At 65.5% G+C, this 12,341-nt stretch carries 12 protein-coding genes; 8 read left to right on the top strand and 4 right to left on the bottom strand.

Annotated elements, in window-relative coordinates; translation table 11 throughout:
- Window positions 1–76 precede the first annotated feature (76 nt).
- Window positions 77–841: an alpha/beta fold hydrolase gene (locus M4578_RS03125; RefSeq protein ID WP_258091988.1), complete on the top strand. Its 765-nt coding sequence runs from the start codon at window positions 77–79 to the stop codon at window positions 839–841.
- 120 nt (window positions 842–961) lie between these two features.
- Here the strand turns inward: M4578_RS03125 and M4578_RS03120 are convergent, their stop codons facing one another.
- A complete protein-coding gene (locus M4578_RS03120; protein ID WP_258091987.1) occupies window positions 962–1,930 on the bottom strand; it encodes a LysR family transcriptional regulator in 969 nt (322 codons plus the stop codon).
- Window positions 1,931–2,020: 90 nt separating this feature from the next.
- Here M4578_RS03120 and hisD point away from each other — a divergent pair, with 90 nt between their 5' ends.
- The gene (hisD, locus tag M4578_RS03115; protein ID WP_258091986.1) at window positions 2,021–3,310 is read left to right on the top strand and encodes a histidinol dehydrogenase; all 1,290 of its coding nucleotides are present in this window, start codon (window positions 2,021–2,023) and stop codon (window positions 3,308–3,310) included.
- Window positions 3,311–3,402: 92 nt separating this feature from the next.
- Here hisD and M4578_RS03110 read toward each other — a convergent pair whose 3' ends face one another.
- Both M4578_RS03110 and M4578_RS03105 read right to left on the bottom strand, forming a co-directional pair.
- On the bottom strand, window positions 3,403–3,747 hold the full coding sequence (locus M4578_RS03110) for a hypothetical protein (protein WP_258091985.1): 345 nt from the start codon (window positions 3,745–3,747) through the stop codon (window positions 3,403–3,405).
- A gap of 195 nt (window positions 3,748–3,942) precedes the next feature.
- The gene (locus tag M4578_RS03105) at window positions 3,943–5,457 is read right to left on the bottom strand and encodes a hypothetical protein (RefSeq protein ID WP_258091984.1); all 1,515 of its coding nucleotides are present in this window, start codon (window positions 5,455–5,457) and stop codon (window positions 3,943–3,945) included.
- Window positions 5,458–5,525: 68 nt separating this feature from the next.
- Here M4578_RS03105 and lepA point away from each other — a divergent pair, with 68 nt between their 5' ends.
- Window positions 5,526–7,325, top strand: coding sequence for a translation elongation factor 4 (gene lepA / locus M4578_RS03100; RefSeq protein ID WP_258091983.1), 1,800 nt, complete (start codon window positions 5,526–5,528; stop codon window positions 7,323–7,325).
- A gap of 192 nt (window positions 7,326–7,517) precedes the next feature.
- On the top strand, window positions 7,518–7,760 hold the full coding sequence (locus tag M4578_RS03095; protein ID WP_258091982.1) for a hypothetical protein: 243 nt from the start codon (window positions 7,518–7,520) through the stop codon (window positions 7,758–7,760).
- Window positions 7,761–7,856: 96 nt separating this feature from the next.
- Here the strand turns inward: M4578_RS03095 and M4578_RS03090 are convergent, their stop codons facing one another.
- Window positions 7,857–8,279, bottom strand: a complete 423-nt coding sequence (locus M4578_RS03090; protein WP_258091981.1) for a DUF4168 domain-containing protein — start codon at window positions 8,277–8,279, stop codon at window positions 7,857–7,859.
- A 539-nt stretch (window positions 8,280–8,818) separates the two neighbouring features.
- On the opposite strand from M4578_RS03090, the gene M4578_RS03085 reads away from it, so the two are divergent.
- From M4578_RS03085 to M4578_RS03070, 4 genes are all read left to right on the top strand, one after another.
- Window positions 8,819–9,415: an outer membrane protein gene (locus M4578_RS03085; protein WP_258091980.1), complete on the top strand. Its 597-nt coding sequence runs from the start codon at window positions 8,819–8,821 to the stop codon at window positions 9,413–9,415.
- 72 nt (window positions 9,416–9,487) lie between these two features.
- The gene (locus M4578_RS03080; RefSeq protein WP_258091979.1) at window positions 9,488–9,775 is read left to right on the top strand and encodes a hypothetical protein; all 288 of its coding nucleotides are present in this window, start codon (window positions 9,488–9,490) and stop codon (window positions 9,773–9,775) included.
- Between the two features lie 112 nt (window positions 9,776–9,887).
- Complete coding sequence (gene parE, locus M4578_RS03075) at window positions 9,888–11,846, top strand: DNA topoisomerase IV subunit B (protein WP_258091978.1); 1,959 nt, start codon at window positions 9,888–9,890, stop codon at window positions 11,844–11,846.
- A gap of 9 nt (window positions 11,847–11,855) precedes the next feature.
- Window positions 11,856–12,266: a hypothetical protein gene (locus M4578_RS03070; protein WP_258091977.1), complete on the top strand. Its 411-nt coding sequence runs from the start codon at window positions 11,856–11,858 to the stop codon at window positions 12,264–12,266.
- Window positions 12,267–12,341: the final 75 nt, after the last annotated feature.

Below are 12,341 nucleotides of genomic sequence, written 5' to 3'. Positions count from 1 at the left end.
TCAATCGGTTTCCATTTCCTCGACAATCCGCCACAGCGCCATTCCCTTCCCCGCGCAACTTTCCTAGACAGGCCCCATGCTGAACACGATCCTGCACGGCACCCCCGGTGCCGAACCGCCGCTTCTCATCGTCCACGGGCTGTATGGCTCAGCCCGCAACTGGGGCGTGATCGCCAAGCGCCTGTCGGATGAACGCCAGGTCATCGCCGTGGATCAACGCAACCACGGCGACTCGGCCTGGAGCGACAGCCACAGCTATCCCGACATGGCCGGCGATCTGGCCGAGGTGATCGAGGCCCATGGCGGGCGCGCCGACGTGCTGGGCCATTCCATGGGCGGCAAGGCCGCGATGCTGCTGGCGCTGACCCGGCCCGAACTGGTGAACCGGCTGATCGTGGCCGACATTGCGCCGGTGGCCTACAGCCACTCGCAGATCCAGTATATCGAGGCGATGCGCGCGGTGGATCTGGATCGGGTCGAGAAACGCTCCGATGCCAGCGACCAGCTCGCCCGCTCGGTGAGCGACCCCGCGCTGCGCGCCTTCTTCACCCAGTCCCTCGACCTGCGCGAGAAGCGCTGGAAGCTCAATCTCGACGTGCTGGCCGCCGAGATGCCCAAGATCCTCTCCTTCCCCGAGATCGAGGGCGTGTTCGAGGGCCTCACCCTGTTCCTTTCGGGCGCCGAGAGCGATTACGTGCTGCCGGAATACCGCGAACGGATCCGCACGCTCTTTCCCGCGGCGCGCTTTGCCAAGATCCCCGGAGCGGGTCATTGGCTGCATGCTGAAAAACCGCGCGAATTCGAGGCGGCGGTGCGCGCCTGTCTGGCGGCGCGCGGCTAACAGTTTCACGAATTCCGAAACTGCCGGGTCGTGTTCCCAAATGCGCCCCGGCATGGCTTGAAACGCCCGGCGGTCCCGCCCTTGTCTCTGGCAGGAAAGGACCGCGCCATGCCCCGCCCGCTACTCGCCCGCGAGAACCCGCAGATCGCCCTCGAGCCAGGGCAACTGGCGCAGTGCCGGGTCGATCACCAGTTCCGAGACCAGCTTGCGCATGGTCCGCGCCACATCGCGCGGCACACGGTCGCTCCAGTCGGAAGCGGCAAACAGCGAAATCGTGCGGGCGAAGGGGCTGAAGGGCAGCGGATGCGCCTCCATCCGGTCGTGGAACCGCCCCGCGCGCATATAGCCCAGCGGCGTGGTGATGCCCCAGCCCACCCCGCGCGCCACCAGCGTCATCAGCGACAGATGCGCGCCGATCTCGAACCGTTCGGGAAATTCCAGCTTCTGCCGGCTGAGATGCGCCTCGATCTGCCGCCCGATAAGTTGCTCGCGATCGTAGCGCAGCATCGGCAGCCCGCGCATCAGCGCCTCGGCCCCGCCCGCCTCTGCCAGCGCGCCGCGCGCGCAGACCAGCATGAACGGATCGCGCACCAGCGGATATTCGATCACCCCGTCCAGCACCGCCCCCGAGCTTGCGGCGATGGCGATATGCAGCTTTCGCTCGCGCATCGCCAGGGCAATCTCGTGGCTCGGCGCGGTGACCAGCTTGAACCGGCAGCGGGTCATGTTCTCGGCGAGGATCGTCACAAGCTGCGGCGTCAGATCGTTGTCGAAATCGTCGATCACCCCCAGGTTCAGCGTGCTGAGATGGGTGAGATCCATCACCGTCAGCTCGTTCTGCGCCAGCCGCAACTGGCTCAGCACACTCTGCGTGCGCAACAGGAACGACCGCCCCGCCTGGGTCAGCTGCATGGGCCGGCGCCCGTGATCCACCAGCTCGGCCCCCAGCGCGGCTTCGAGATTGCGCATCTGCTGGCTGACCGCGGGCTGGCTCAGCCCGGTGATCTCGGCGGCCTGGGCCACCGAGCCGCTTGCCGCCAGCGCCTCGAACACCTCGAGCCCGCGCAGCGTCACCCCTTTGATCAACATCGTGCCCCTCTCCCGGACCGGCGCCCCGCCTCCGCCCGCTACATTCACCTTTTCTGAAACTCCCACTGCCGCAGGTCAAGCCTTCCCACCATGCCCCGTCGCTTTCTCAAAACCGCCCCCGGTCTGCCGCCGCAAAGCGCGGCAGATGTCGCCGACACCGTCCGGATCATGCTCGCCCGGCTTCGCGCCGGGCGCGAGGAGGCCGCGCTGGATTATGCCCGCCGGCTCGATGGCTGCGACGCCGCGCCGGAACTGCCGCAAGAGGCGCTCGCCAGCGCCTACCGCCATCTGCCGGTGACCCTCATCGAGGACATCGCCTATGCCCATGCCAATATCCGCGCCTTCGCCGAAGCACAGCGCGGCTCGGTCACCGAATTCGAGACCGAGCTGCGCCCCGGCCTCTTCGCCGGACAAAAGCTCATCCCGCTGGGCTGCGCGGGCTGTTACGTGCCGGGCGGACGCTACGCCCATATCGCCTCGGCGCTGATGACGGTCACCACCGCCCGCGCCGCCGGCGTGCCGCAGGTCGTGGCCGTCACGCCGCCGGGCCGGACCGGCCCGCACCCCGCGATCCTGCACGCGCTGCATGTGGCAGGGGTCGACCGGGTGCTGGCCATGGGCGGGGTGCAGGGCGTCGCCGCCATGGCGCTCGGGCTTTTCGGTCTGCCCGAAGCCGATCTCCTCGCGGGCCCCGGCAACGCCTTTGTGGCCGAGGCCAAGCGCCAGCTTTTCGGCCCCATCGGCATCGACATGGTGGCGGGGCCCACGGATTCGATGATCCTCGCCGATGCCTCGGCCTCGCCGCATCGCGTGGCGCTGGATCTCGTCAGCCAGGCCGAGCATGGCGCCACCTCCCCGGTCTGGCTGGTCACCACCCACCGCCCGCTGGCCGAGGCGGTGCTGCGCGAGGTGCCGCGCCTCATCGCCGCCCTGCCCGAGCCCAACCGCGCGGCGGCAGGCACCGCCTGGGACGCGCTCGGCGAAGTCCTGCTGGCCGAGAACCGCGAGGAGATGGCGGCGCAGGCCGATTCCTATGCGCCCGAGCATCTGCATGTGATGGCCGCCGATCTGGGCTGGTGGCGCGACCGGCTGCGCGCCTATGGCTCGCTGTTTCTCGGCGCGGGCACCACCGTGGCCTTCGGCGACAAGGCGGCGGGGCCGAACCATGTGCTGCCCACGGGCGGCGCCGCGCGCTATACCGGCGGGCTCTCGGTGCATAAATTCCTGAAATGCGTCACCTGGCAGCGCGCCGAACCGCAGGCCCTGCCGGATCTCGCCCGCGCCAGCGCCGGGATCTCCCGCGCCGAGGGGATGGAAGGCCATGCGCTCGCCTGCGAGGCACGGCATCCCCGCGCGACACGCCACCGCGTCCAGGCGTAGGGTGGGCAATCCTGCCCACCACCCGATCGCAGCGCGAACCCGTAGGGTGGGCAATCCTGCCCACCGCCTCCCGTCTCACCTCCGGGGAGGTCTCAAAGCCCCCGGCACTGCCGCTCGGCGCGGTCCACGAAGGCGTTGTAGCGGTCCCAGAAGGCGCGGTGATGGCTGCGGTCCGACTGGCGGATTTCCTGCGCGCGATGCGGGTCGCGGTAGAAGCTGACAGCGAGCGACTGGTCGGAGCCGCTCAGCTCGGCATTGGCGGCGGCCTGGATGCAGCCGCAGAGCTGCGGGTTGCGTGCCTTGCGGTCCGAGGTGATGCAGGCCTTGCTGATCGGCCCGCTGGCCATGCGGGTCACGCGGTAATCGCTGCTCCGCGAGCCGCCCCCGCCGCAGCCCGCGACGATGGCCAGCACCAGTACCATGGAAATCGCTCTCATACGCCTGTCATCCTTCCGCTCGCCCCTCCCCGCGGGGCTTCGCGCCCTCCTGATACGGGAGATTTGCCGCAGAATGCCCGAAATCGCGCCGGGGTTCAATTCACCTGAGTGTCAGTTGGGGTCGGCAGCCATGCAAACGTCCAAGGTATGCAAAACGGCATGGGATCGAATTGATGCCTCTTGGCCAGCTTGGTGTCAGATGACACCGAACAGGAACAGACCCAGCCTCACCATCTCCGCAAAAAGCGCCGACACGGTGAGCCCCAAGCGCAATGTCTTGAATTCTGGGCTATCGAAAATCTGCGCGCCCTTCTTGCTTGCCTTGTTCAATTCGTCACGAAGCAGCTTGATGCGAGATACCCGATAGAAGATCCGCGTCGTCTCGTCGGCTCCGGGCAGTGGCGGCGCCCCGCTTGGCAAAGGCAGGGTTGCATCGTTGAGGAGCTGGGGAATATCCGCGCGGAAATCCTCCTGCATGACCTCTTCGGACATCTCTTCTAGAACCGGCAGCGCATCTTCCAGAAGCGTGCGGTCTTCTTTCGGCAGCTCCCTAAGCTTTTGCTGGGCAAGCCTGTCCCGGTTCGCAGCAACCTCGGGGTGATGCGCCCGGATCGCCAGCGCGCCCTCCTCGACCGCTTCGAGCAGAGCCTGATTGTCGTCAGTCTCCGCGAGTTCATCTATCTCGAACTGACGACGCAGGCTGATGGCGACCGAGGTGTAATCCAGCTCGATCCTTTGAGGATCGTTGGCGTAGCGGGAATGTGTCCGGCGCAGCACCCGCACATCGCGCATATCCTCCCGGAGACCGTTGCGCCCTTGCAGAGCATCGTCCAGCGCGTCTTCGGTTCGGGAAAGCATGGCACCGATGAGCGGTGCATTCTCCATTGGCGCAGCGTCGACGCGGAATTTTCCAGTCTCGGCGTTGAAGGAAACGGTCTCGGCAAGTCGTGCCTTTTCCGCGAGAAACTCCGCCTCGATCCGCGCAATCTCTTCGGCCACCTGGCGCGGCGCGTCTTCGCCGGTCCAGATCTCATCGGGGATCTCGGTGGCGATGCGGTATTGCAGATCGAAATCGAGCGGCTCGCCACGGTCGGCAGCCTCGTACCAGCGGGTCCAAAAGGCGAAATCCGGATCATAAGCCGAGATCGGTTTGGTTCCGGTCAGGATCGTCACAAGAAAATCAGGGCGATTGACGCCCCAGAGTGGCTTCGTTCTCAACGCCTCGACCGATTGACCCGCGTCTTCATAAGCGGCGGGGCGGGCGGCGTCGGCGGCGGCGAAGACGGAGGCGGCGAAGGCGGAGGCGGAGGCGTCGAAGGCGGAGGCGGCAGCGGAGGCGGCGGCGGCGAAGGCGGCGAAGGCGGCGTCGGCGAAGGCGGCGAAGGCGGCGTCGGCGTCGGCGAAGGCGGCAGCGGAGGCGGAGGCGGAGGCGGAGGCGTCGGAGGCGAAGGCGGAGGCGTCGAAGGCGGCGGGGCGGACGGCCTTTTTGATTTCGGGGGTTGGTGCAACAGCCGCAACCCCCGAAATCAGCATCGCACGTCCCGTCAAGAGCGCAAGTCTTCGGCGCTCATCGGTGAGGTTGTTGCCGTCCGAAGTCCAGGCGATCTTCCACCACACCCGCATCGCCGCCCGCGTCGCGATCATGACGCAGATCTCCTGCGGCTGCGTCTCCAGCCAGGCCTCGAATTCCTTGTTGTCCTTAAACTCCACGCCTACCCGCGCCTCACCCCAAAACCCACCTTGACCGGTCCCTAAAACCCCATCATATCCAGCAAATCATGACCGACCTCGCGCATATCCGCAACTTCTCCATCGTCGCCCACATCGACCACGGGAAATCCACCCTGGCCGACCGGCTGATCCAGTCCACCAACACCGTTGCCGACCGCGACATGAAGGCCCAGCTGCTCGACAGCATGGACATCGAGCGCGAACGCGGCATCACCATCAAGGCCAACACCGTCCGCATCGACTACAAGGCCGAGGACGGCGAGGTCTATGTGCTGAACCTCATCGACACGCCCGGCCATGTGGACTTTGCCTATGAGGTCTCGCGCTCGATGCGCGCGGTCGAGGGCTCGCTGCTGGTGGTCGACAGCACGCAAGGGGTCGAGGCGCAGACGCTCGCCAACGTCTATCAGGCCATCGACGCCGATCACGAGATCGTCCCGGTGCTGAACAAGATCGACCTGCCCGCCTCGGAGCCCGAGCGCGTCAAGGAACAGATCGAGGACGTGATCGGCATCGACGCCTCCGAGGCGCTGCTGGTCTCGGCGAAATCCGGCCTCGGCATTCACGAGACGCTGGAGGCCATCGTGCACCGCCTGCCCGCCCCCAAGGGCGAACGCAACGCGCCGCTGAAGGCGATGCTGGTGGATTCGTGGTACGACCCCTATCTCGGCGTGGTCGTGCTGGTGCGCATCATGGACGGCGTGCTGAAAAAGGGCGACCGCATCCGCATGATGCAGACCGGCGCGCTCTACCCGGTGGACCGCATCGGCGTCTTCCGCCCCGCCATGCAGGTGGTGGACGAGCTGGGACCGGGCGAGATCGGCTTTCTCACCGCCCAGATCAAGCAGGTGCGCGACACCAAGGTGGGCGACACGATCACCCATGAGAAAAAGGGCGCGGACAAGCCCCTGCCCGGCTTCAAACCCTCGATCCCGGTGGTGTTCTGCGGGCTCTTCCCGGTGGACAGCGCCGAGTTCGAAGATCTGCGCGACGCCATCGAGAAACTGGCGCTCAACGACGCCTCCTTCAGCTTCGAGATGGAGACCTCCGCCGCGCTCGGCTTCGGTTTCCGCTGCGGCTTCCTCGGGCTCCTGCACCTCGAGGTGATCCGCGACCGGCTGGAACGCGAATACGGCATCGAGCTGATCACCACCGCGCCCTCGGTGGTCTATCACCTCTACATGAAAGACGGCGAAAAGATCGACCTGCACAACCCCGCCGACATGCCCGACATGTCCAAGGTGGACCGTATCGAGGAGCCGCGGATCAAGGCGACGATCCTGGTGCCCGACGAGTATCTCGGCGATGTGCTGAAGCTCTGTCAGGACCGGCGCGGCATTCAGCTCGATCTGACCTATGCCGGCTCGCGCGCGATGGTGGTCTACGACCTGCCGCTGAACGAGGTGGTGTTCGATTTCTACGACCGGCTGAAATCGGTGACCAAGGGCTATGCGTCCTTCGATTATCACCTGACCGGCTACCGCGAGGACAGCCTGGTGAAGATGTCGATTCTGGTGAACGACGAGCCGGTGGATGCGCTGTCGATGATGGTGCATCGCGACCGGGCGGAGATGCGTGGCCGGGCGATGTGCGAGAAGCTGAAAGAGCTGATCCCGCGCCACATGTTCAAGATTCCGATCCAGGCGGCCATCGGCGGCAAGGTGATCGCCCGCGAGACTCTCTCGGCGCTGCGCAAGGACGTGACGGCCAAATGCTATGGCGGCGACGCGACGCGGAAGAAGAAGCTGCTCGAGAAGCAGAAGGCCGGCAAGAAGAAGATGCGGCAGTTCGGCAAGGTCGACATCCCGCAGGAAGCGTTTATCTCCGCCCTGAAAATGGACAGTTAAAGCTGACCATTTTCAGGGCGCATGGGCGGCAGCGGGTTTGGCCCAGCCAAATCCCGCGCGCCCATTCGGTCGAATAGCGCGCACCACCACCGCTCGCCCCACCTCACCCGCCGCGGCCCCGCGCCAGAGAAGACGTCCTGCGGATCCCCCCGTTCCGTGCTATGATCTCTTCACTCAGAGGGAGGACCGCCCGTGACCCGTTTCACACTTGCCACCGTGCTTTGCCTTGCCGCCAGCCCGGCGCTCGCATTCCACTGCCCCGCCGACATGAAGAAGATCGACGCCGCGCTTGCCGCCGGAACCTCGCTCTCGGACAGCGAGCTCGTCCAGGTGCGGACCCTGCGCGCAACTGGCGAAACGCAGCATAAGGCCGGAGACCATGCCGCGTCGGTCAAGACACTGGCAGACGCGATGAGGCTGCTTGGGATCAAATAGGGCGTTCCGCCGCATCGGACCCGTTCGCGACCAGTACGAATAAAAAAGGACCGCCCCGAAGGGCGGCCCGAGCGATTTCCCGGTGTAGCGACCGGGTCACTCCATCATCGTGGCACCGCCGCCCTGCCGCGTCTGAACCATCGCCAGCAGGCGCTCGTTCAGCTCCGGGTCGGCCTGTGCGGCAGCGCTGATCTCGTTGTAGGTCTCCACATCCATGCCTTCGGTCTCGTCGACCGCGGCGACCATCTCGGCCTGGGCCTGTTCGGCCAGCGCCTGCTTGCCCTCGGGCGCCTGGGCCGCGTCGATGCGGGCCTCGTAGTCCTCCTGAAGCGCCTGCACCTGCATCGCCGCATCGACGAAAGAGGTGAGCTGCGCTTCGGTAAAGCCCGTCTCGGGCGTTGCCGGAGCGGCCTCGGCCGGGGCCTCGGGCGCCATGCTCTGGGCGAAGGCGGGCGCCAGCGGTGCGGCGATCAGGGCGGCGATCACCGTGGATTTCAGCAGATTGGCATGCAGTGTCATGGGGTCTCCTTTCCGGACGGTCCGGTTTGCTTCCTGTGGACGCGGGATCCTCCCCGCGCCTCTCCCCTGAAGCTAGGCAGCCCTCCCCGGATGAGGAAAGAGCCCCCCGCCCAGGGCGCCTTTTGGCGGCGGCGGCCCGCCGGAACCAGCCCCCGCGGGCGGCGCCCCGCCGCGCATGCTGCGCGCCGGGCGGGAACCCGCCGCGCGGCGCCCGCGCCTCCTGCAAACATCCGCCCGCCCGGACCGCCAGCGGCCCGGCCCCCTTTCGCAACGCCGGATCCGTCCTAGCGCCGAATGCGTCCGCCCACACCGCTCCGGCATTTTGTTCCTTGCTCCCCGCGCGGCTCGGCCAAACCCTGCCACCGACCGCTCACGCCCCGGCAAACCTTTGCCGGAACAGCGAAAATACCCCAAAACTGTCCCGGTTCCGCAACAGCAAAACAACGTGATCGCCGCGTGTGGAGCGATCCGCCCGGGCCGTCGTTACCTCCTCAGTCGCGGGTGCCACTCACCCCGCCAAACAACAGGAGCAGACGATCATGTCTATCAAACCCTTCATCCTTCTCCCCTTCCTCGCCACGCCCGCGCTGGCCGGCTCGCTGACCGAGACCCCGCCCGAACCCGTGCCGATGGCCCCGGCCCCGGTGGCGCTGGCCCCGTCGACCGATTGGACCGGCCCCTCGGTCGGTCTGCAGCTCGGCTATGGCAATGCCGATGCGGACGGCCCGGCGGATGATTACGAGGATGGCGCGCTCTACGGTCTGCGGGCCTATTACGACCATGACTTCGGCAACTGGGTCGCCGGTGGCGGGCTGCAATACGACGGCACCGACATCGACCTCGGAAACGCCGGCACGCTGGACGGCATCGCCAAGCTCGGCGGACGGGTCGGCTATGACATGGGCCGCACGATGATCTACGGCTCGGGCGGCTATGCCCATGCCTCGACCGATGGCGGCGCGCTCGATGCGGGCAGCTCGGACGGCTATTACGTGGGCATCGGTGCCGAGACCTATGTCTCCGACAACGTGACCGTCAGCGGCGAGCTGAACTACAACGAGTTCAACGACTTCGACGCGGGCGACCTCAAGGTTGGCGCGACCACCGCGACGGTGGGCCTGAACTACCGCTTCTGAACGCGCCCCGCACCCGGGGCGCACCCGGGTGCGGGATTCCCAGATCGTCATGAAACCGTTACACTTCGGTGAATGCGGTCTCTTCTTCTGATTCCCTTCCTGCTGCCGACGGCCGCGCCTGCGGCCTCCCCCATCGCGGACGTGCTCTGCGAGCCCGGCCCGCGCATGACCGAACGGCTGACCCAGCGCCACGGCGCCACGCTCACCTCGACCGGGCTGCGCAACCCCGAAGAGGTGGTCGAGCTCTGGACCGACGCGCAGGGCGACTGGACCATGGTCATCGCCTATGCCTCGGGCACCTCCTGCATCGTCGCCATGGGCGAACATTGGGCCACGCTGCCGCCACAAGATCCGGCGTAATCCACAGGCTTTCCCCCATGATCATGGGGTCTGACGCGCAGCCAGCCCTTCCCCCGCCCGCGCCGCTCTGCCATACTTGCCGGCAATCATCGCACAAGACGAGCAGGGCACCATGGCAGACGATCTTCTCGCGGCTACCGAAACATCCACCTACGACGCCTCCTCCATCGAGGTGCTCGAAGGGCTGGAGCCGGTGCGCAAGCGCCCCGGTATGTATATCGGCGGCACCGACGAGCGGGCGCTGCACCATCTGGTGGCCGAGGTGCTCGACAACTCCATGGACGAGGCGGTGGCGGGCCATGCCAACCGCATCGAGATCGAGCTGCACGCCGATTACGCGGTGACGATCCGCGACAACGGACGCGGCATCCCGACCGATCCGCACCCCAAGTTTCCCGGCAAATCGGCGCTCGAGGTCATCCTCTGCACCCTGCATGCGGGCGGCAAGTTCTCGGGCAAGGCCTATGAAACCTCGGGCGGTCTGCACGGCGTGGGCGCCTCGGTGGTGAACGCGCTGTCGGACAGCATGGTCGTGCAGGTCGCACGCAACAAGGAGCTGGTGGAGCAGCGCTTTTCCCGCGGCATCCCGCTGGGCCCGGTGGAAAAGGTCGGCGCGGCGCCCAATCGGCGCGGCACCACGGTGACCTTCCACGCCGACGAACAGATCTTTGGCCATCACCGTTTCAAACCGGCGCGGCTCTTCAAGATGGTGCGCTCCAAGGCCTATCTGTTCTCGGGGGTGGAGATCCGCTGGAAATCTGCCATCGACGACAAGGAAACCCCGCTTGAGGCGACCTTCCACTTCCCCGGCGGCCTTGCGGATTACCTGTCCGAAACGCTGAACGGGTCGAGCACCTATGCGGACAAGCCCTTTGCCGGGACGGTGGATTTCAAGGAAAAGTTCAACACGCCGGGCAAGGTGGAATGGGCGATCAACTGGACCCCTTCGCGCGACGGCTTCATCCAGAGCTACTGTAACACCGTCCCCACCCCCGAGGGCGGCACGCATGAGGCCGGGTTCTGGTCGGCGATCCTCAAGGGCATCCGCGCCTATGGCGAGCTGGTCAGCAACAAGAAAGCCAGCCAGATCACCCGCGACGACCTGATCACCGGCGGCTGCGCGCTGGTCTCCTGCTTTATCCGCGAGCCGGAATTCGTCGGCCAGACCAAGGACCGGCTGGCCACCACCGAGGCGCAGCGGCTGGTCGAGGGCGCGGTGCGCGACCATTTCGACAACTGGCTGGCCTCGGATACGAAATCCGCCGGTGCCATTCTCGATTTCCTCGTGCTGCGCGCCGAGGAGCGGCTGCGGCGGCGTCAGGAGAAAGAGACCGCGCGGAAATCGGCGACGAAAAAGCTGCGCCTGCCGGGCAAGCTGACCGACTGCACGGCGAAATCCCGCGAGGGCACCGAGCTCTTCATCGTCGAGGGCGACTCGGCGGGCGGCTCCGCCAAGGGCGCCCGCTTCCGCGAGACCCAGGCGCTCTTGCCGCTCAAGGGCAAGATCCTGAACGTGCTGGGTGCGGCCTCGAACAAGCTGACCTCGAACGCCGAGATCCGCGATCTTTGCGAGGCGTTGGGCGTCGGGCTCGGCACCAAGTTCACCATCGACGATCTGCGTTACGAAAAGATCATCATCATGACCGACGCGGATGTGGACGGCGCCCATATCGCCTCGCTCTTGATGACCTTCTTCTACACCCAGATGCGGCCGCTGATCGACCAGGGGCATTTGTATCTGGCCTGCCCGCCCTTGTATCGCCTGACACAGGGCGCGCGGCGGATCTATGTGGCGGACGACGCCGAGAAAGAGGCCATGCTGGCCAAGGGTCTGGGCGGCAAAGGCAAGATCGACGTGCAGCGCTTCAAGGGTCTGGGCGAGATGGACGCCAAGGACCTCAAGGAGACGACCATGGATCCGGCGACGCGCAAGCTCATCCGGGTGACCATCGACGAGGACGAACCGGGCGAAACCGGAGATCTGGTGGAGCGCCTGATGGGCAAGAAGCCCGAGCTGCGGTTCCAGTACATCCAGGAGAACGCGCGGTTTGTGGAGGAGTTGGATGTGTGAGGTTCAGATATGGCAAGCGTTACGAAGCCAATTACAACATTTGAAAAAACGGTTGAGAGAGCCGTATCTCTGCTTAAACTTCACGAAGAACAACCTGCTTTAGAGGAACTCGACGATCTTATCCGGGCCGCAGTTATCTTATCTGTAGCTGGCTTTGACAGATATTTTACAGCCAAATATTGCGACATTCTTGTCCCACACCTGAAGAGCGGCCAAAGGATATACTCGGAGCTATATGACAGCCTCGAAGCAGCTGGCCTCAATGCAAAATTTGCTTTAGAGCTACTTGCTTCTGAACGACCTTTTCGGAAAATTCGCACAATCGTTCAAAACTCACTTTCTTCTCACACCACGCACAGAGACGAAAAGATTGACGAGCTATTCTCTCGTATTGGCCTCAAAGATCTAAGGAAGGTCTGAAAAACCTCGCGCTCTGAGGGGTTTGGTATAGACTTTGCGGGACGAAGAAGGAAGCCCCATCATGCCCAAGCAGCC

It is taken from the genome of Salipiger pentaromativorans, from assembly GCF_024721115.1.
GTDB lineage: Bacteria > Pseudomonadota > Alphaproteobacteria > Rhodobacterales > Rhodobacteraceae > Salipiger > Salipiger pentaromativorans.
The sequence above is the reverse complement of the archived record's forward strand: the minus strand, read 5'-3'. Positions and strand labels throughout refer to the sequence as shown.